Source organism: Methylobacterium mesophilicum SR1.6/6, assembly GCF_000364445.2.
GTDB lineage: Bacteria > Pseudomonadota > Alphaproteobacteria > Rhizobiales > Beijerinckiaceae > Methylobacterium > Methylobacterium mesophilicum_A.
Window position 1 is genome coordinate 2696958 of the sequence record NZ_CP043538.1, and the last position, 19770, is coordinate 2716727.

General features: G+C 71.8%; 18 protein-coding genes. 4 read left to right on the plus strand and 14 right to left on the minus strand.

The features are described 5' to 3' along the window. Positions 1–224: 224 nt before the first annotated feature. From MMSR116_RS12860 to MMSR116_RS12875, 4 genes are all read right to left on the minus strand, one after another. On the minus strand, positions 225–3707 hold the full coding sequence (locus MMSR116_RS12860) for an AsmA-like C-terminal region-containing protein (protein WP_010682739.1): 3483 nt from the start codon (positions 3705–3707) through the stop codon (positions 225–227). A 420-nt stretch (positions 3708–4127) separates the two neighbouring features. Beyond that, on the minus strand, positions 4128–4976 hold the full coding sequence (locus MMSR116_RS12865; protein ID WP_010682738.1) for an oxidoreductase: 849 nt from the start codon (positions 4974–4976) through the stop codon (positions 4128–4130). A 28-nt stretch (positions 4977–5004) separates the two neighbouring features. Further along, a complete protein-coding gene (locus tag MMSR116_RS12870) occupies positions 5005–6966 on the minus strand; it encodes a hypothetical protein (RefSeq protein ID WP_010682737.1) in 1962 nt (653 codons plus the stop codon). Positions 6967–7127: 161 nt separating this feature from the next. Then, on the minus strand, positions 7128–7880 hold the full coding sequence (locus MMSR116_RS12875) for an SDR family NAD(P)-dependent oxidoreductase (protein WP_010682736.1): 753 nt from the start codon (positions 7878–7880) through the stop codon (positions 7128–7130). A gap of 110 nt (positions 7881–7990) precedes the next feature. On the opposite strand from MMSR116_RS12875, the gene MMSR116_RS12880 reads away from it, so the two are divergent. Next, a complete protein-coding gene (locus MMSR116_RS12880; RefSeq protein WP_010682735.1) occupies positions 7991–8884 on the plus strand; it encodes a LysR substrate-binding domain-containing protein in 894 nt (297 codons plus the stop codon). 24 nt (positions 8885–8908) lie between these two features. On the opposite strand, the gene MMSR116_RS12885 is transcribed toward MMSR116_RS12880, so the two are convergent. Both MMSR116_RS12885 and MMSR116_RS12890 read right to left on the minus strand, forming a co-directional pair. Further along, on the minus strand, positions 8909–9850 hold the full coding sequence (locus MMSR116_RS12885; protein ID WP_010682734.1) for a 2-hydroxyacid dehydrogenase: 942 nt from the start codon (positions 9848–9850) through the stop codon (positions 8909–8911). Between the two features lie 442 nt (positions 9851–10292). Continuing rightward, entirely contained in the window at positions 10293–10583 is a 291-nt protein-coding gene (locus tag MMSR116_RS12890; protein WP_244625653.1) for a hypothetical protein, read from the minus strand. Positions 10584–10741: 158 nt separating this feature from the next. Between MMSR116_RS12890 and MMSR116_RS12895 the strand changes: the two genes are divergently transcribed. Then, positions 10742–12214 carry an MFS transporter gene (locus MMSR116_RS12895; RefSeq protein ID WP_010682732.1) on the plus strand — a complete coding sequence of 491 codons (1473 nt, stop codon included), beginning with the start codon at positions 10742–10744 and terminating at the stop codon, positions 12212–12214. Between the two features lie 78 nt (positions 12215–12292). On the opposite strand, the gene MMSR116_RS12900 is transcribed toward MMSR116_RS12895, so the two are convergent. The 4 genes from MMSR116_RS12900 to otsB form a co-directional block, all read right to left on the minus strand. Beyond that, positions 12293–12679, minus strand: a complete 387-nt coding sequence (locus MMSR116_RS12900; protein ID WP_039892364.1) for a type II toxin-antitoxin system VapC family toxin — start codon at positions 12677–12679, stop codon at positions 12293–12295. Then, complete coding sequence (locus MMSR116_RS12905; protein ID WP_010682730.1) at positions 12676–12918, minus strand: type II toxin-antitoxin system Phd/YefM family antitoxin; 243 nt, start codon at positions 12916–12918, stop codon at positions 12676–12678. The genes MMSR116_RS12900 and MMSR116_RS12905 overlap by 4 nt, the downstream gene beginning before the upstream one ends. 67 nt (positions 12919–12985) lie before the next feature. Then, positions 12986–13993, minus strand: coding sequence for a glucokinase (locus tag MMSR116_RS12910; RefSeq protein ID WP_010682729.1), 1008 nt, complete (start codon positions 13991–13993; stop codon positions 12986–12988). Between the two features lie 77 nt (positions 13994–14070). After that, positions 14071–14814 (minus strand): trehalose-phosphatase, encoded by a 744-nt coding sequence (gene otsB, locus MMSR116_RS12915; RefSeq protein WP_010682728.1) that lies wholly within the window; start codon positions 14812–14814, stop codon positions 14071–14073. A 115-nt stretch (positions 14815–14929) separates the two neighbouring features. On the opposite strand from otsB, the gene MMSR116_RS12920 reads away from it, so the two are divergent. Both MMSR116_RS12920 and MMSR116_RS12925 read left to right on the plus strand, forming a co-directional pair. Next, complete coding sequence (locus MMSR116_RS12920) at positions 14930–15436, plus strand: DUF427 domain-containing protein (protein WP_010682727.1); 507 nt, start codon at positions 14930–14932, stop codon at positions 15434–15436. An 80-nt stretch (positions 15437–15516) separates the two neighbouring features. Then, positions 15517–16740, plus strand: coding sequence for a serine hydrolase domain-containing protein (locus tag MMSR116_RS12925; RefSeq protein ID WP_010682726.1), 1224 nt, complete (start codon positions 15517–15519; stop codon positions 16738–16740). 7 nt (positions 16741–16747) lie between these two features. Here the strand turns inward: MMSR116_RS12925 and MMSR116_RS12930 are convergent, their stop codons facing one another. The 4 genes from MMSR116_RS12930 to MMSR116_RS12945 form a co-directional block, all read right to left on the minus strand. Further along, positions 16748–17374 carry a DUF2147 domain-containing protein gene (locus MMSR116_RS12930; protein WP_010682725.1) on the minus strand — a complete coding sequence of 209 codons (627 nt, stop codon included), beginning with the start codon at positions 17372–17374 and terminating at the stop codon, positions 16748–16750. A gap of 216 nt (positions 17375–17590) precedes the next feature. Then, on the minus strand, positions 17591–18121 hold the full coding sequence (locus tag MMSR116_RS12935) for a GNAT family N-acetyltransferase (protein ID WP_039892362.1): 531 nt from the start codon (positions 18119–18121) through the stop codon (positions 17591–17593). Between the two features lie 222 nt (positions 18122–18343). Continuing rightward, positions 18344–18544, minus strand: coding sequence for a glycine zipper 2TM domain containing protein (locus MMSR116_RS12940; RefSeq protein WP_010682723.1), 201 nt, complete (start codon positions 18542–18544; stop codon positions 18344–18346). Between the two features lie 83 nt (positions 18545–18627). After that, complete coding sequence (locus tag MMSR116_RS12945) at positions 18628–19731, minus strand: helix-turn-helix transcriptional regulator (RefSeq protein ID WP_010682722.1); 1104 nt, start codon at positions 19729–19731, stop codon at positions 18628–18630. Between the last annotated feature and the right edge of the window lie 39 nt (positions 19732–19770).

A 19770-nucleotide genomic window follows, 5' to 3' on the forward strand; every position in this document is an offset into this window, starting at 1 on the left:
GTCCATGCACTGACCTGCGAGTCCAAAGAGCGGGACTCCGGAGGGATCGCGCCGACGCCGCACCGTCCTTGCGAGCGGAGCGAAGCAATCCAGCTGCGCCACGCTGACACGCGTCGCGCTGCTCGGGCTCGCTTCGCTGCGCTCGCGATGACGGAGAGATCGCGTCGACCAGAGCGTCCACAAGGACCCCGCACAAGGGCTCATTGCAGCGAAGGCCAGCCCCGTCAGGGCCTCGCCGCGGGCGGCTGCGCACCCTCGCCGTCGATCGGAGCCCCGTCGCCCTGCGCCCGGGCCCGCCGTGCGGCGTCCTCCGCGGCCTTCTCGGCGGCCGCCTTCTCCGCCGCCGCCTTCTCCGCCGCAGCCTTCTCCGCCGCAGCCTTCTCGGCGGCGGCCTTGAGCGCCGCGGCGCGCGCCTTGTCCATCTCGATCCGGGCGCGGCGGCGCTGCCGCTCCACCTGATCGGCTTCAGAGAGCTCGATCGATTCCAGCTCGCGCTGGAGCACGAAGGCGGCGAGCCCGTTCGACAGGGCGCCGACGTCGAGGACCCGCTCCGGCGCGGCGAGCGGCCCCGTGATCCCGAGCTGGATCGCGGGCGTGCCCGCGCTCCAGCCCCGCGGCACCGGACCGCCCGAGAGGGTCCCGCGTGCGTCGAGGCGACCGGCGCGCAGATCATAGCCCAGCGTCCCCGACCAGCGCGCGGACCCGAGGTCGATATCGAGGGGCCCGGCCCGCAGCACGCCGCCGACGAGGGTAGCGGCGGCCCGCGCGGGACCGCGCGCCTGCGCGCTGTCCTTGGCGAGTTCCTCGGCGACCACGGCCTGGAGGCGGCCCTCGCGCAGCGGGTCGTCCATCTCGGCGGCCCGTGCCAGGGCACGGCCGAGACCCGCGGGGTCGGCCTCGGGAATCGTGAGATCGGCGAGTGCCAGGGTGCCGCTGCCCGAGAGGTTCTCGGCAAGCCCCGGGCTCGTCTCGGCCGTCGTGGAGAAGCGCAGGTCCGCGGTGAGCCGGCCACCGATCGGGCCGCCGGCCAGGGCCGGAATCGCGACCGAGTCGAGGCGGCCAGCCCCGGAGATTGCCGCGGCGGCCCCGAGCCGCGCGAGCGTGACCGATCCGGCCACGCGCCCGCCGGCGAGGGCGCCGCTCAGGTTGCGCAGGGTCAGGCTCGCGTCGGCGACGCCGATGGCCACGCTGGCATCCGTCGCCACGAGGCCGTGTCCGAGATCCAGGCTGGCCACCCGGGTGTCGAGGGCGACGCTGGGCAGCGCGGACGGCGCCCCGAAGCGCCCGTTCCCCTCCGCGGGCAGCACGGTCGCGGCCGCGAGTTGCGGCAGCGACAGGCGGTCGAGGGAGAGATGGCCGCTCACGGCGCCCCCCGGCGCCCGCTTGATTGCCCCGCTCAGCGCGTTGCCCGCCACGGTCCCGGTGAGGTCGGCGGTGACGTCGCCCCCGTCTCCCGCGAGCGTGACGGCAAGGTCGGCCGGCCACGCGCCCGGCTGGAGGCTCGCGGCTCCCGCGAGGGTCAGGAAGGGTGCGAGGTCGGCCGTTTCCAAGCGCAGGACGCCGCCCCTCGGCGCGGCATCGGTCCCGACGAGGAGGGGTGTCCCGGTCGCGACCTTGAGGCCCGCCGCCGTACCGTCGACCTTGACGGCGAGGGCCTCCCCCGCCGCCCGCTCGGCGCTCAGGCGCAGTTCGGCGGGTCGCCGAAGTCCCGGGATATCGGGCCGGCCGAACCACTGCCCCGCCCGGGGGCCGGCGAGCGCGGCGGTCCCGCCCACGATCCGAGTCCCGCGGCTGACCAGGGACAGGTCGAGGGTGCCGCCGCCCGCGTCGCCCTTGGCCTGCGTGCGCAGGGCCTCCGCGGCGCCGCCCTCTCGGTCGAGGGTCACCGCCAGATCGAGGGGCGCGTCGCGCAGGAAGGCGGGGAGCAGGCGGATCTCGCCGACCCAGACCCGCTCCAGCAGGCCCAGCAGCGGCGCCGCCACCGACGCCTTCAGACGGCCGGAGACGCGGCCGGTCCCGTCGGCGCCGATCCGGCCTGACAGCTTGGCGCTCGCGCCCGCGAGGTTGGTCACGTCCAGGCTGTCGACCACGAGGCTCCCGCCGTCCGACTGGATGCGCGCCGCGATGGTGCCCGTGCCGGACGTCGCCGCACCGAACCGCACGTCCTGCGCCTCCAGGGTCAGGGCGAGGTCGTGTTCGCCGAGACTGCCGAGCGTCGCACCGAGCGGGGGCAGATTGGCGATGTCGATGCCGCTGGCGCGGATCTGCGCCTCGAAGCGGCCGCGCACGCCGGCTTCCGCGGCCGTGTAGCGGGCGTTGCCGGTGATCCGCGCTGTCCCCAGGGTCAGGCGGAGGTTGCGCAGGAATAGGCTGTCGGCAGCCGCGGACAGATCGGCCGCGGCCTCGACGCGCCGACCGTCGAGGAGCGCGGGCAGTGGCCCCTCCAGGCCGAGGCGGCGGAGGTAGCGGCCGAGCGCCTCCGAGTCGGGCGCGCTCAGGCTGACGGGTCCCGTGAGGCGCAGGGGCGCCGTCTCAATCTGTCCGCTCGCGTTCAGGCTCGCGCCTGCCGGTCCGGTCGCGGAGAGGCGGCGCAGCAGGATTCCGCCCGCGCGCTCGACGGTGCCGGCGAGGGCGAGATCCGACCAGTCCTCGCCGCCGAGCACGGCGCTGCCCACCGTAAGATCGAGGTCGAGCATGGCCGGGAGACCGCCGGCCCAACGCGGCGGGCCGCGGGCGATCAGGGCCTGCCCCTCGGCCGAGGCCAGGAAGGCGTCGAGGTCGAGCCGGCGGGCCTCCAGGGCGAGGCCGGCGCGCCACTGGCGCAGGTCGAGGCGACCGGTGCCGCCGAGCCGCAACGCCCGGCCGCCGGGATCGATGGCGAGGTCGATCCCCTCGAACCGCACCTGGGTTCCCCGCGCCTTGAAGCTTCCACCGATGGAGAACGGCAGATAGGCGCCCGCGGCCTGGGTCGGCGGACCGACCACGAGCCGGGCGGTGCCCTCCGCCTCGACCATGGAAGCCCGGCCGGCTTCGGCGGTGACGAGGCCGAAGCGCGCATCCGCCTCGAATCGGGGATGCGCGTCGCCGCCGCCGGAGATCTTCACGGGGAGGCGCCCGTCGGCCCCCGGCGTGCCGCTGACGGCCCGGAACGGGATGCCGCCGCTCGACCCCTCGGCCCGCCAGGGACCCACGAGGGCGGGCGCCTGGAGGGTCAGGTCCTGAACGTAGAGCTGATCGGTCCGACCCGTGGCCGGCACCTGCGTGGTGACGAGGAACTGCTGGATGTGCAGGGCCTCGATCGCGAAGTCGCGGGCGCGCAGGGATTCGCCGAGATCGGCCGGCAGCTTCACGGCGTCCGGGCCCGCGACGGGGAGCTTGATCTCGGCCCGGCCGACCCGGGTTTCGGTGAAGCGGAACTCGCCTTTGAGGAGCGGGGCGAGCGCAACCTCGGCCTTGACGAAGCGGGCATCGAGGCTCGGGCGGTCGGGATCGGCTCCGAGGTGCAGACGGTCGACCCGCAGCCGCGGCGAGGGCAGGAGGCGAACCTCGATCCGCCCGTCCGTTCGGGCCGGGACGCCGAGCGACCGGGCGAGCGCCCGGTCGACGAGGGCGCGATGGGCTTGCCAATCGACGAAGGGCGGGACGGCGAGGGCCGCCACGAGAACCAGGATGACGGCGCCCGCCAGCGCGGTCAGAAGATCACGCACCGTACCCGTTCCGCCCCATCCCGCGCGGGGGCGGCCCGACGCCGCTCCGCGTGCCCAAGCCGGCAAGCCGCCACGGCCATAGCACGATCAGGCGTGGAGGGCGCCAGCGGTCATCCGAGGTTTGGAGAGCGCCCGCGCGGCGCGGCCGCCGTTCCCGATGGGGTTGGGACGGGGTCGGTGGACATGCCCATGCCGAACGAGGCGCGGGTACCCTTTTTCAGGTCGGCCCCGGAGATCTCATCGCGGGGATGGTCTCACACCATTTCCGGTCGATCAGGTCGGTTCCGCCGTCTTTGCGAGCGCAGCGAAGCAATCGAGATCGCGCCACGCTCCCTGAGGTCCCGCAGCCCTGGGTTGCTTCGCTGCGCTCGCAAAGACGGAGCGGGCTGCACCGACCGAAGCGTTCAACCGGAAACGGTATCACCCCTCCGGATAGTCGGCCCCGAGGCTCGTCTCGCGCCACGCCTCGATCTCGGCGAGCCGCTGCTTCAGCCGGCTCGTGACCGCCTCGAAGCCCCAGGCGCCGAGCACAAGGTGACGCGGCGGGTTCTCGGTTTCGGTCACCCGGATCATGGCCTCGCCGGCCCGCACCGGATCGCCGGCCTGCGTGCCGCTCTTCTCCGCCGTGGCCTTAAGGCGCGCGCCGGCGGTCTCGGCGTAATCCGCGATGGCGCTGGGCGTCTGGACCAGGGAGCGCCCCGCCCAATCGGTGCGGAACGGGCCCGGCTCGATGCAGGTCACGCGGATGCCGAGGGGCCCGGCCTCGGCGGCGAGCGAATCCGAGAATCCCTCCACCGCGTGCTTGGTGGCGGCGTAGTAGCCCGAGGCCGGGAAGCCCACGAAGCCCGCCACCGACGTGATGTTGAGGATATGGCCCGCGCGCTGCGCCCGCATGACCGGCAGCACCGCCCGCGTCAGAGCGAACAGCCCGAACACGTTGGCATCGAACTGGGCGCGGATCTTATCCTCCTCGCCCTCCTCGATGGAGGATTGATAGCCGTAGCCGGCGTTGTTCACGAGCACGTCGATCCGGCCGAACGCGTCCGTGGCGGCGCGCACGCTCTCGGCGATCTGCCCCGTCGCGGTCACATCGAGGGCAAGGGCCAGCACCCGGTCCCCGGCTCCCTGTGCGAGGTCGGCGACCTTGCCGCGGTCGCGGGCCGTGACGACCGCGCGCCAGCCCCGCGCGATCACGAGCTTGGCGAGTTCTCGGCCGAAGCCGGTGGAGCAGCCGGTGATGAACCAGACCGGGTTCGTGTTCTGCGTCATGATGGCGTCCGTGATCGTCGCGTCGGTCTCAGGGCGTCGCGGCCGGCTCCGTCAGACGATCGACCGAGAGCAGGTAGGCGACCAGCGCCGTCTGCTCCTCGCGCGAGACGCCCGTGCCGGCATCCGCCCAGAAGGCGTGCCCCTTGCCGGTAACGCGGGCGATCCGCGCCGTATCCGAGGCCGCGTTCGCGGCGACGACCTTGGCGCGCAGGTCCCGGTCCACGAGGGCGCGCAGGCTGTTGGCGGGGTCGGCCGGGACGCCCGCGTACAGCGTGCCCGGCACGCCGAGCTGGCGCTCCGCGTCGGGTCCGACCGACACGCCCGAATCGTGCAGGTAGGGGGCCGTCCAGGCGAGGCCGACGAGGTTCGGCACCTTGTAGCCGCCCTCGGTGCCCCCCTGCCCCCAGGCCAGCTGGACCTGGGCGCGCTTCTCGCCGTCGAGCGGCACCGGGACGATCACCGGGTTCGCCGGCACCGGGAACGGCGTGTCGGTGGCGAAGAGCGTCGGCGGCGACAGGCGTGCCTCCATCTTGGCTCCGGCCCGGGCCCGGGTCGGCTCGGTTCCGATCTCGGCCTCCGGGATGATCCGGTGGTTGGTGAGCGCCGGGCCGGAATGGCAGGTCCCGCAGCCGGCCTTCTCGAACACCGCGCGGCCGGCCTGCACCGTGCCGGCCCCCTGCCCGGAAGCCGGCGGGTGCAGCAGGTTCTGGAACGCCGACATGGCGTTGTTGGCGTGGTTGACCGGCTCGCCCGGGACCGAGGTGAACAGGCCGTTGTCGGTGACGTAGTTGGTCGCCGGGTAGGTCGGCAGCACCGCGTAGCTGTTGAGGCCCGGCGAATCCGGCGTCGGATCGACGCTGCGCAGCACCTCTGACGGCTTCGCCGCGCCGTCCGGCTTGTAGCGGAACGTCTGCGTCGCCGCCCCGCGCAGGACGATGCCGAGATACGTCTCCGGATCCATGCCGAACAGCCAGGGCGCGGCCGCCGCGAGCTGGGTGGTGTCGGAATTGGCCGCGTGGACGTTGTTGTTGAGCGACGACAGACCCGCGAACGGGCCGATCGCCTCGCGCCCGCTCCAGCTGTAGGGCTCGCCGTGGGCCGAGAAGCTGGACGGGATCGAGGTCGGGTTGGTGACGCGATCGGCCGACGAGTCGAAGCTGCCCGGCGGCCAGCTCGCCACCTGGACCTTCGTGGCCGCCTCGACCGCCGCCGCGTCCGGCAGCGCTGGGCCGGACGTTGTCGAGCCGGTATGCTGCGGGTCGGCGGTCGGCCGCGCATCGGCCTCCGGCACGCTGGCGTGCATGAAGTAGGCCGACGAATTCTTGGCCAGCGCCATCAGGAGCCCGGCATTGAGGTCGGTGTTCGGCGCCCCCTCCACGACCTTGCCGGTGCCGGGATCGACCGCGGCGTGGCAGAGCGCGCAGGTGATGCCCATGCGCAGATGGCCCCGGTCGGAGAAGGTCTTGATCCCGATGATGAAGGCGCCACCCTTCGGCACGTCGAGGCCGGTCGGGACCAGCTCGCCCTTCCTGTAGACCCGGTCGCCGATCCGCACGTCGCGGGCCATGGCGACCTGGAGGTTGGTGGTGCCCTGGCCGCCGAGCTTGGCCACCGCCAGGGCGACCTCCGTGGGCGTCAGGCCGCCGTCCAGCATGCCCATCACGTCGGTGAGGAAGACCTCGTTGCCGAAGGTCTCCTGGTAGAAGGCCTGTCGGCCGCGCTCGACCATGGCGGGATCGATCGCCACCGCGCCGCTCTCCGGTGCGAGTTGCTTACGGCCGCTCTCCGTGGCGTTGAGGCTGTCGGCCTCCGCGCGCGAGAGCCGGCGGCCCAGCACGTCGAAGGCTGTCTGGATCGGGTAGCGGTCCGGGTTGAGCAGGTCCGCCCGGTCGGGCATCGGCGCGTAGCTGAAGCGCCCGACCGCCAGGGTGACACCGGCCGCGGCGGTCGCGAGACCGGCGGCGATCAGGATGCGGCGTGGCCAACCCATGGAACGTGGTCTACCTCCCGACCGACCACCCCGCGGATCTGCGGAGCGGGCGGCCGGGCTCTCAACCGCCGCGCGGCGCCAGGGTTCATCCCGGCGGCCGGGACCGGGTGTCGCGCGCGCCCGCTCGGGCCTGTTCGCGCGGCTCCCCGAGCCGGACCGGTTCAGATCTGCACCTGCCCGCCATCGACGAAGAGCTCCACGCCGTTGACGAAGCTCGCGGCATCGGAGGCCAGGAACAGCACCGCCTGGGCGATCTCCTCCGGCTGGCCGACCCGGCCGGCGGGGATCAGGCTCGCCAAGTAATCCTTCGTCCCCGTCGCCTGATCGCCGCCCCCGAACAGCGCGTCGAGGCCGGCGGTCTCGGTGACGCCCGGGCTGACGGCGTTGACGCGGATATGACGGTCCTTGAGATCGAGGATCCAGCTGCGGGCGAAGCTGCGCACGGCAGCCTTCGTCGCCGAGTAGACGCTCAGCGCCGGGGTGCCCGAGATGCTGGTGGTGGAGGCGTTGAGGACGATCGCGCCGCCGTCCTTCAGGAGCGGCAGCGCCTTCTGCACCGTGAACAGCACGCCCTTCACGTTGGTGTCGAAGGTGGCGTCGTAATGCGCCTCGGTGATGGCGCCGAGCGGGGTGAATTCGCCGCCGCCGGCATTGGCGAAGACCACGTCGATCTGCGCGTGCTTCTGTTGGACCGCGTCGTAGAGCCGGTCGATATCGGCGAGGCGCCCCATGTCGCCCTGGACGGCGGTGACCCGCCCGCCGATCTCCCGCACCGCCGCGTCCAGGGCCTCCTGCCTCCGGCCCGTGATGAAGACCGACGCGCCTTCATCGGCGAAGGCCTTCGCGGCGGCGAGCCCGATGCCGCTCGTACCGCCGGTCACCACCACCACCTTGTTCTGAAACCGGTCGGTCATCGTCGTTCTCCGAGAACCGGCGCCGCTGCGCCGTTGCTGGGAGAGATGCATCCAGAACGGTGATGCGAGTAGCCGCCAGATATGGCACTTAGCGTTCCATCAGAGGAACGATGGCGCGCGCGGATCTGAACGACTACGCCTACTTCGCCGAGGTCGTGGCCCATGGCGGCTTCGCCGCGGCCGGACGCGCCCTGCGCGAGCCGAAATCGAAGCTCAGCCGCCGGATTGCGGCGCTGGAGACGCGCCTCGGCGTGCGACTGATCGAGCGATCGAGCCGGCGGTTCCGCGTGACCGAGGTTGGCCAGAGCTTCTACGAGCGCTGCCGGGCCATGATGCTGGAGGCCGAGCGCGCCGAAGCGCTCGTCGCCGAGGCGCAGTCCGAACCGCACGGGCGGATCCGCCTGAGCTGCCCGACGGGGCTGACCGAGGTCGTGTCGGCGAGCCTGCGCGTCTTTCTCATCCGGTACCCGAAGGTCCGGCTGCAGCTCATCGCCACCGACCGGGCGGTCGACCTGATCGAGGAGCGGATCGACGTAGCGCTGCGGGTGCGGCGGGACCTGACCAGCGACGCCTCGCTGACCATGCGCTCGCTCGGGCTCTCGCGATGGATCCTGGTGGCGAGCCCGCAGCTCGCCAGCCGGCTGGGTGCCGACATCGCCGGCCTCGCGGCCTTCCCCACGCTCGGCACGAGCGACGACCCGGGTGAGATCACGTGGCGGCTCGAGCGGGAGGACGGGACGCGATACGCGGTCCGCCACGAGCCGCGCATGACCTGCGGCGACTTCGCGGCTGTCTGCGAAGCGGCCGCGGCAGGGATCGGGATCGGTTTCCTGCCCGACCATGCCTGCGCCGAGCCCATCGCCTCAGGCAGGCTGGTGCATGTCCTCCCGGACTGGCGCAGCGCGCCCGGCATCGTCCATCTCGTGTTCACCACCCGGCGCGGGCTGCCGCCGGCCGTGCGCGCGCTGATCGACCACTTGGCGGCGGTCTTTCCGAAGCTCTGAGCGCGCGGCTCGCCGCGGCCGCTCTCAATACCCGCGCGCGGCGTCGACGCCCTGTGGTGGCTGTCCGGTCCGGCGGTAGTCCCGCAGGTTCGCCGCCACCGTGGCGGCGGCCGACTCCATGTCGGTCGGGCCCGAGACGTGCGGCAGCACCGTGATGCCGGGATGGGACCACAGCGGCGAGTCCGCCGGCAGCGGCTCCTGATCGAACACGTCGAGGACGGCGTGGGAGAGGTGCCCGGAATCGAGGGCCGCACAGAGATCCCCAGCCACCACGATCGGCCCACGGGCGAAGTTGATCAGCGCCGCGCCGGGCTTCAGCGCCGACAGGCACCCGGCGTCGACGAGGCCCCGCGTCTCCGGCGTCAGCGGGATCAGGCAGACGAGGATGTCGCAGCGGCCGAGCATCTCCGGAAGGCCGGTTGAACCGTGGAACGACTCGATGCCGGGCACGGCCTTCGGCGAGCGGCTCCAGCCGACCACGGTGAACCCGGCGCCGAGGAGCCGGTCCGCCGCCGCTGTCCCCAGCGCGCCCAGGCCGAGCAGGCCGACCGTCGTGTCCGCGGGCTTGCGGTAGGGGTGCGGCTTCCAGATCCGCGCACTTTGTTGGCGCGCATAGGCCGGCATGTCGCGCTGCAGGTAGTAGGTCCAGGCGAGCACCGCCTCGGCCATGGTCCGCGCCATCTCCCGGTCCACGAGCCGGACGATCGGCAGCGGCCGGTCGAAGGCGCCGACGAGCTTCTCGACGCCGGCCCACAGGCTCTGGACCCAGACGAGACCCGGCAGCGCCGCGACCTCGGCCGGATCGGGATTGGCCACGACGGCGACCCGGGCCGCCGCACGGTCCGCTTCGCCCATCGCGCGGAACGGGATGAGGCGTTCCTCGGGCATCGCGGCCGACAGGATGCCCAGGTATTCCGCTTCCTGACCCGGGCTCTTGCACCCCACGAGGGCGATTGGCTCTGCCATCCGATACTCCGCGCCGACCCGAACCCGTCATCCACCGGAGACGACGCAGGGGCTGTGCCTGAGCGCGCGCGGATCGTCGAGGGCATGTTGGAGGGGGTTGAAGGCTGCCGTGCGCGCCTGCCGGATCCCGATAGTCGCGCGCCTTCGGATTGGTGAAGACGGATCACCACCGCTTCCCCGTCATTCCGGACCGCGCAGCGGAGCCCGGAATCCAGATCCGCCACCGCACCCGGAACCTGCACTGACAGCGGTTCTGGATTCCGGGCTCGCCTTTGGCGATCCGGAATGACGGGGTTGGATCTCAGGTCGGAGATCATGGAGACGGAGACGACTTTTCTAAGGTGTTCAACCCCGTGCGCGGAGTGGGAGGGAAGGCGCGGGCGGATGCCGGACTGCTCGTTCAACATCCTCTCGAACTTCGGCCCGCCGCCCGAAGGCCGGATCAGCGGGGCTCGATCAGCGCCGGGTAGACGAGACGGACGTTGCGGCGCTCGGCTGGAGCCTGGACTTCGGCCCGGCCGCGGATGCTGCCCGTCGTGCTCGGTGTCACCGGCTCAGCGGGGCGCAGACGCCAGCGGTCGGCGGCCGGCATCTGGATGCGGGGTTTGGGCCGCTCGAGGTGGCGGTCGGCGCCCTCCGTCGGGACTGTGGCGAGGCCGGCTACGATCATCGCGGCGAGCATCGCGAAACGGCACAGGGGCCGGAGGAGGAAGGGGGCAGGACGAGGAGGCATGGGCAAGGCACCGCGTGGACGCCTCTGTTCTGCGCGCCGCCAATGAAGACGGGATCGAACCGAATCGATTCCCAAGTCGTTGCCAACACCTGCCTCCGGTCGCGGTAAATGCGGGCTGTTCAGGCAGGGTAAACAACAGACCGGGAGGGCGTGCGGGCATGGCGAGCAAGGTCGAGGGAGGCTCCGGGACCCCGGAGCGGGCGGAAATCGGCCGTGTGATCGACACCGACATCTCCGCCCGCCTCGACCGCCTCCCCTGGGGCCGCTTCCACGTCCTCGTCATCGTCGCGCTCGGCATCACCTGGGTGCTGGACGGGCTCGAAGTGACGCTCGCCGGTTCCCTCGTGGGCGCCCTGCGCCAGCCGCCGATGTCCTTCTCGGAGTTCGACGTCGGGCTCGCCGCCTCCTGCTATCTGGTGGGCGCCGTCACCGGCGCGATCGGCTTCGGCTGGCTCACCGACCGGATCGGCCGCAAGAAGCTGTTCTTCATCACGCTGGCCCTCTACCTGGTCGCCACGGCAGCCACCGGTCTGTCCTGGAACATCTGGAGCTTCTGTCTCTTCCGCTTCTTCACGGGCGCGGGGATCGGCGGCGAGTACACGGCCATCAACTCGACCATCCAGGAGCTGGTCCCGGCGCGGGTCCGCGGCTGGACCAACCTCGTCATCAACGGGTCGTTCTGGATCGGCGCGGCGCTCGGCTCGTTCATGTCGATCGTTCTGCTGAAGCCCGAAGTGATCGACCCGGCCTGGGGCTGGCGCGTCGCCTTCTTCACGGGCGGCGCGATCGGCCTCGTGATCCTGCTGCTGCGCACCTGGATTCCCGAGAGCCCGCGCTGGCTCGCCACCCACGGCTACGCCGCGGAGGCCGATCGGGTCGTCACCGGCATCGAGAAGCGCTTCACCGACGAGGGCGTCACCCTGCCTCCGGTGGACGAGAGTAAGCGCATGAAGGTCCGCACCCGCGACCACACCCCGCTGTCGGAGGTGTTCAAGGCGCTGTTCGTCACGAGCCGCAAGGAGACGATGGTCGGCCTTGCGCTGATGATCGCGCAGGCCTTCTTCTACAACGCGCTGTTCTTCACCTACGCGCTGGTGCTGGAACGCTTCTACGACGTGCCCGGCAACCATGTCGGCTGGTACCTGCTGCCCTTCGCGCTGGGATCCTTCCTCGGCCCGCTTCTCCTCGGGCGGCTGTTCGACACGATCGGCCGGCGCACCATGATCGCCTTCACGTACGGCATCTCGGCGCTGCTGCTCGCCGGCGTCGGCCTGCTGTTCCGACTCGACGTGCTCGGGGCGGTCGGCCAGACGGGAGCCTGGATGGTGGTGTTCTTCTTCGCCTCGGCGGCGGCGAGTTCGGCCTATCTCACGGTCTCCGAGACCTTCCCGCTCGAGATCCGGGCGCTGGCGATCGCGGCCTTCTACGCGGTGGGTACGGGCATCGGCGGCGTGTCGGGCCCGCTCCTGTTCGGGACCCTGGTGGAGACCGGATCGCGCGACTGGGTGCTGTTCGGCTACGGGCTCGGCGCCGTGCTCATGCTGGTCGCCGCGGTCGTCGGCGGGATCTGGGGGACGGCCGCCGAAGGCAAGTCGCTGGAGGAGGTGTCGAAGCCGCTGGCCGCGGCGTGAGTGTCTGGTCCTTCAAGGGTGTTGCGCCGAGCCGTGCCTTCTCACGGCGCGGCTGCGCCCGAGGCCTTGCAGTCCACCTCAGACGAGCCGAATCGTCGCGCCGTACCGTGCGACGATGCTGTCGGCCGTCACGAGCTCGAGCCCCTCCACCATGGCCTGGGCGATGAGGAGACGGTCGAACGGGTCCCGGTGGATCGCAGGAAGGGTCGCGACGGTGGCCGCGTGAACTCCTGTCACAGCCAGCTCGACATATCCGTGGCTCAATAAACCATCGCGCAGGAGACGGACATCGACCCGGAAGTCAGCTCGCCCCAATCCGCTCTTGATCGCGATTTCCCAGAGACTGGCTGCACTGAACACCAGCGTGTTCATGGGTTCCTGGATCAGGGCGCGGGCGGCACCGGGGAGGCGATCCGATCCCGCGGCAGCCCAGAGCAGGATATGGGTGTCGAGCAGATGGCTCACCGGCCCTCGAACAGCGCTTCGATCCCGGAACGGCCCATCTCGTCGAAGTCGTCCGGAACGCGCACGCGGTCTGCCAGGAAGCCGATCCGCTGCTTTCCGGGGGCGTGCGGCCCCTCGAACGGGACGACCCGGACCAAAGGCTTGCCATCCCGGGCGATGATGAACGCGTCGCCCGAGGCGGCCTGATCGACGAGCCGGGACAGGTCGGTCTCCGCCTCGTCCAGAGTGATCGTGCGCATCGAACCCGTCCGTGGGCGCTGCGCGTCTGGCAGTTCGAGCTGCGGCGCGCGGCCGGATGATAGTCGCTCAGCTCTCCTTCCGCCACACCTGCCCGTGGTAGACGAACTTCGCGCCCTGGTTCGCCAGGGCCGCGAGGCCCCGGAAGGCGGGATCGTGGACGGTGATGACGCTCGTCGGGATCTTGCGCATCATGTCGGCGAAGGGGGCCTTGCGCTCGAAGGCGTCGCGAAACCCGCTCTCCTGCAGGACCTTGAGGATCCGGGGCGCGATGCCGCCGCCGATGTAGACGCCGCTCGTGGCCAGAAAGGTCAGGGCGAGGTCGCCGCAGACGCGGCCGAGCAGGCGGCCGAACAGCTCCAGCGTCTCGGCGGCATGGGGATCGGAGGCGTTGAGCCCGGCCTCCGTCACCGCCGCCGGATCGATCTTCTCGTGCGGCCTCCCGGTGCGGACATGCGCCACCGCCGCGTGCAGCCGCGACAGCCCCGGCCCGGACAGCACCGCCTCCACGGTGATCCGATCCTCGACCCGCTCCAGCGCGTGCCAGACCTTCTCCTCGAACGCGTCGGCCGGCCCGAAATCGGTGTGCCCGGCCTCCGTGGACACGATCGCGAGATGCGCGGAATAGGGCACCAGCGCCGCCGCGCCGAAGCCCGTCCCCGGCCCGAGCACAACCCGGGCGCCGCCCGGCACCGGCGGACACGGCCCCACCGGCGAGAGGTCGTGCGGCTCGATGTCGGCGGCTCCGGCCGCGACCGGCACGTAATCGTTCACCACCACCGCCGAGGCGAGCCCGAAATCCTCGGCGATGCGCTGACCGGCGATCTTCCAGTGGGCGTTCGTCAGCTGGATCTCAGGCCCGTCGACCCGCCCGGCAATGGCCAGGATCGCCGAACGCGGTGCCGGGGACCGGTCCTCGCTCTTGGCAAGGGAGGCCTTGATGGCGCTCGACGGGTCGGCATGGTCGGCCGTGGCCTCGTGCGAGAGAAGCCGCGGCTGGTCGCCGCTCTTCTCGATCAGGCCGAAGCGCGCATTGGTGCCGCCGATGTCGCCGACCAGGACCGGGAATTCGAACATCGAAAGGTGTCCCTGCTAGCTGGTCCGGTGCAGGCAGGACGCGTGCCCATCCCTGCGGTTGCGATGATAGGGCATCCTCAGGCTGGCGGCAGCGCCTCGGGATCGATGGCGCCGCCCTCGGCCCAGGCGCGCAGCAGCGCGCGGACGGCGGCCGGGTCGGGCAGGCGCCGGCTCGCGGCGGTCTCGCCGTCGCCCACGCGGACGGCGACGCCGCCATCCTCCGTCACCGACGCGAAGGCGATCTCGTCGGTCCGGTCGTCCCCGAGGAAGACGGGGATCCGTCCGGCATAGGGGGCCTGCTCCATGAAGGCCCGGATGGCGTGGGCCTTGGTGGCCTGCGCCGGAACGATCTCGCCGACCGCCTTGCCGAGCTGCAGGCGGTACGCTCCTCCGAGGGTCTCGGCCGCCGCCTTCACCAGCGCCTCGGCCCGACCGGCATCGTCCGGGCTCGCGAGCCGCCAGTGGACCGCCACCGAGGCGCCCTTGTCCTCGATCAGCACGTTCGCCAGCGCGGCGCTCTCCGCGTGGAGGCGCTCCACCTGTCGCCGCAGATCCGGGTGATCCTCTGCCCGTCCGCCGCTGATCGCGCCGGCGATCCGACGCTCGACGCCGTGGAGGCCCGCCGCATCGAGGCGGGCCGGCGCCAGGAAACCGTCGATCACCGAGACGGGCCGGCCCGTCACGATCGCCAGCGCGCCGTCGAGGCGGCCGCGGAGCCGCTCCAAGGTTTCCACGAGCCCGGGCTCAACCTGCACGGCGTCCGGCCGCGGCGCGATCTCGGCGAGGGTGCCGTCGAAGTCGAGGAAGAGGGCGATGTCCATCGCGGGCAGTTCCGTGGCTTGAGCGTCGGCGCGGGGCTAGCACGGGGCGGCGCGCCGACAAACCGGGCGCGCACCGCCCTATATCGCCGCGCGAGCGATTTGCGCGAGGTTCGATATGACGTGGACGGCGACACGGCCCGATCCGGATCCGGCCGGGCCCGGCGAGGAGAGCGTCTGGGCCTATCCGCGCCCGCCGCGCCTGGAGCCGGTGACGGTGCGGCTGCGCGTGATGCTCGGCGGCGTCATCGCCGAGACGGAAGCCGGCTTCCGCGTCCTCGAGACCTCCCATCCGCCGACCTACTATCTCCCGCCGGACGCCGTCGCGGCCGGCGCCCTGGCGAGCCCGCGGCGCGGCGGCGTCTGCGAGTGGAAGGGGCAGGCCGTGCTGTTCGACGTGCAGGGCGGGGACCGCCGCGCACCCGGAGCCGCCTGGACCTACCCCGATCCGACACCGGCATTCCGCGACCTAGCGGGCTACATCGCCTTCTATGCCGGCCCGATGGATGCCTGCTTCGTCGGCGAGGCCCGGGTCACGCCCCAGCCCGGAAGCTTCTACGGCGGCTGGATCACGCCGGGCATCGTCGGTCCGTTCAAGGGCGGTCCGGGCACGATGGGCTGGTAATGCCCGATGGGTGATTTTTGCCCCGCCACACCCTAACCATCGGGCGACGGCCGACCGAGCGTGGGCGCGAGCGAGACAGGATGAGCGCATTGACCGACATCGATCCGACAGGCGCGGGTTTCAGCGCGGAGCGGCTCGCCCGGATCGAGCCCTGGATGGACCGGCTCGTGGCGGAGGGACGCCTCGCCGGCCTCTCGGTGTCGGTGGCGCGGCGGGGTCGGGTGGCGTTCGCGCGCGCCTGCGGTCAGGCGGACCTTGCCCGCGAGACGCCGTTCACCCTCGACACGGTGACGCGGATCTACTCGATGACCAAGCCGCTCACCTCGGTGGCGGTGATGCAGCTCTACGAACAGGGTCTGTTCCAACTCGACGACCCGGTCTCGCGGGTGCTGCCCGAATTCGCCGAGATGCGCGTCGCCGTCGGCGGCAACCGAGCGAAGCTCGAGACCGAGCCGGCACGCCGGCCGATCACCGTCCGCGACCTCCTCACCCACACGGCCGGCCTGACCTACGGCTTCATGGAGGCGACGCTGGTCGACGCGCAGTACCGGGCGCAGGGCATCGACTTCCTGGCGCGCGAGGGCACGCTCGCCGAGATGACCGGCCGCGTGGCCAGGATGCCGCTGCTCGCGCAGCCCGGCAGCGCCTGGAATTACAGCGTCGCCACCGACGTCCTGGGCCAGTACGTGGCGGTGCTGAGCGGCCGGCCCTTCGCCGACTACCTTCGCGAGAACGTCATCGCCCCGCTCGGCATGGCCGACACGGACTTCCACGTCCGCCCCGAGCTGATGACGCGCTTCTGTGCGACCTACATCTACGATCGCGAGCGCCGGCTGAGCCTCTTCGACGATTCAGTGGAGACGGCCTTCGCCCAGCCCCCCGCCATCGCCTCCGGTGGCGGCGGCCTCGTCTCCACGGCGGCCGACTACCAGCGCTTCTGCCGGATGATCCTCAACCGCGGGACGCTCGACGGGACACGGCTCCTCGGCCGGAAGACGGTCGATCTGATGCTGGCCAACCACTTGTCCGGCGACCTCGCCGCGATGGGCACGCCGCGCTTCGCCGAGACGTCCTACACGGGGATCGGCTTCGGCCTCGGCTTCTCGGTGATGCTCGACCCGGCGCGGGCCCAGATCCTGGGCACACCGGGCGAGGTCGCCTGGGGCGGCCTGGCCTCGACGGCGTTCTGGATCGACCCCGCCGAGGACCTGTCGGTGGTGCTGATGACACAGCTCGTGCCGTCCTCGGCGCTGCCGATCCGGCGCGAGCTGCGCGTCCTGACCTACGCGGCGCTGACGGACTGAGCCCCGCTCACTCCTGGGCCGGCGGCGCGGCGGCCGGCTTCGGGGCCGGCTTGGCGCCGGCCTTCGCGGTCGGCCTCGCGCCGGCTGTGGCGGCGGCCGGCCCGGCGAATTCCGGATCGCTGTGCGGACCGCTCGGGCCATTGGTCGGACCGGCGAGCTGTCCCGGAGCGAGATCGGTCACCTTGTTCCAAGTCTGCGACTTGCACAGGAACGCGATCAGGCAGCCGCGGACGGTGAGTTCGCCGGGCTTGTCCGTCCAGATGGTGACGTCGTACGACTTGCCGTCCTCGGAGTTGTAGATCTTGCCCTCGTAATGGGCGTCGGCGTTCGGCTTCAGCCCCATGATGAGCTGGTGGCCGAGCGACGGACGGGTCTGCTTCTTCGGATCGGGATTCTTGAAATCGATCCGCGGCTCGCCCTTCTCGTTGAGCGGGACCTTCAGCCAGACCACGTATCCGCACAGGCGGTCACCGGCGGTCCCGCACTTCTCGAGGCGAACGCGCGCGCGGCCATCCTCCGTGAGGTAGGTGCCGCTGGGGTCGGTCGGGGTCGCGGCGTGCGCCGGACCCGCCAGAGCCGCGGCCGCCAGGACCGCGAGGGGCGCGACCCGGCGGCCGATCGAAGAAAACCTCATTCCCGAACTCCTTGCCTCGCGCGCCGTGATGGAGACTCGACCGCCTTCGCGAAAACCGTTCGCGTGCGGTCGGAGTCATTTGCCCGCGTCCTCGCGCCCGCGCCGGGCGGGCATGCGCTTCATGCCCGCCCTCTCCCGCGCGAAGTTGTCCGCATCATGACAACGCAGCTTAGGGCTGAAGCGGCGCGGCGGGTCCGGCCGGGCGTCCGGGACCCGTCAGGTCCGCGTCGGCGGGGCGCCCCGACCGGGCCCGAGGGGGCGCTGCATCAGCTTCACGTCGAGCCAGCGTCCGTGCTTGTAGCCGACTGCCGCCAGGGTGCCGACCGGCGTGAAGCCGAGGCTCGCGTGCAGCGCGACGGAGGCGGGAGAGCCGCTCTCGGCGATCACGGCGACCATCGTCCGGCAATCGATGCGCTCGCAGGCGGTGATCAGCGCCGCCAGCAGGCCGCGGCCGACCCCACCGCCCCGGAAGGTGCGCGCGACATAGATCGAATCCTCGACGGTGGATCGATAGGCGGCGCGCTGATGGTAGGGGCCGGCATAGGCGTAGCCGGCGACTGTGCCGTCCCGCTCGGCGACGAGATAGGGAAAACCGCCGTCGCGCAGGAGGGCGAAGCGTCGGGCCATCTCGTCCACGCCCGGGGGCTCTGTCTCGAAGCTGACCGTGGTGGTGGCGACGGCCTCGCCGTAAATCGCCGTGATGGCCGGGAGGTCGGCCGCATTCGCTGGGCGTATCGCGTCTGTCACGGCGCCAGGATATGCGAGACCGCTCTGGTCCGGCAATGCGCGGGGCGCATTGCGGCGCATTGCGGCGGGCGAGGACGGGCGCCGCGAGGAAGGGCCGGTTTGCCGGCGAGCCTGACGCGGCGAAGCCGGATCCTGGCTGGGGATCCGGCTTCGGTATCATGAAGGTCGGCGCCGGGCTCGACGCTGCGACCGGCCTTCAGCCGAGAGGGAATGCGGGTCCGATCAGCCCTGCTTCGCCTTCTTGTTGGCGTTGTGGTGGCCGACGGCGCAGCCCGCGGCGGCGCCCATCTTGCCGTGGCCGGCCATGTGCCCGGCGACGCCGCCGACGACCGCGCCCTTGAGGCATCCCTTCGCTTCGGCCGGCGCGCCGGCCAGCAGGGCGCCGATGGTCAGCGCGGAGACGAGTGCAATCCGATGGGTCATCGCGGGTTTCTCCTGTTGTCCCTGTCGAAACGGCTCCGCGCCCGGACCCGTTCCGCAATCGCCGGTCACGACGGGTTGTCCGGTCAGCGCGCGAGCCCCGTCACCAGCCGGACCAGATCGGATTGGCGGGTCGCTCCGGTCTTGGCGAAGATCGCTTTGAGCTGTGAGCGGGCGGTCGCGGCGGTGATCGCGTAGCGGGAGGCCGCCTCGGCGAGCGACATGCCTCCGGACAGGGCCTGGGCCAGCCGCGCCTCCGCGGGCGTGAGCCGGTAGGCGACCTGAAGAAGCGCCGCGGCCGGTACGGTGGCGGCCCCCGGAACCCGCGCCAGGAGCAGCGTGCATCCGCCCGCGAACAATCCGCGGCTCGGCCCGACCAGCGGGACGACATGGAGCACCATCGGCGGCGCGTCCCGGCGTTCCACCGCCACGGCGGAGAACGGCGGCCGGCCGTACGGGCGTGCCAGAGCCTCCAGGTGACGCGCCGCTTCTGGATCCTCCGCAACCAGTCGCCCGCCGGCGAGCTTCAGATCCGTGCCGAGCAACGCACCGAACGCCTCGTTCCAGCGGAGCGCGCGGCCCTCGGAGTCGAGCACGAGTGCGGCCCGCTCGATGACCTCGAAGGCCTGCGTCAGCCCGGCCAGACGGGCCTTCTCGACGATCGCGGTGAGCAGGCCGGCACGCCGCAGAAGCGGCGACAGGGTCGCCAACCGTTCCTGCTCGTGCGGCTCGTAGGGGCCCTGCGCCACCGTCCGCTGGAGCGACAGGCACCACAGCCGACCCTTCACCTCGAAGCCGATCCCCGCGAACCAGCGCAGGCCGCGGGATGCGAGCAGATCCTGATAGAAGGGCAGCCGCGCGATCTCCTCCGGCGTGGTGAAGTCCTGATCGACCGCGATGCCGCGCGTGCGCATGAACGGCAGGCCGCGCAGGCGATAATCCTCGCGGTACCAGCCCTCGCCGAAGTAGCGTTGCGCGGCATCGTCCAGGGACGGCGTGTGGATCGCGTCGAGCCCCATCCGATCCGAGCGGAGGAGCAGGGCTCCCTCGCTGCCGGAGGCACGCGAGGCCCGCTCGATCAGGTCCGGCCAGCGCGCGGCGTCGAACACCGCCTCTTCGAGATCCTGCTGGAACCCGGCCTCAAGATCGTCGCGCAAGCGCGCGACAGGATCGCGGATCAGGCTGGGCATCGGACCTGCTTCCGAGCCGCCGGATCCTGCCGATCAGCA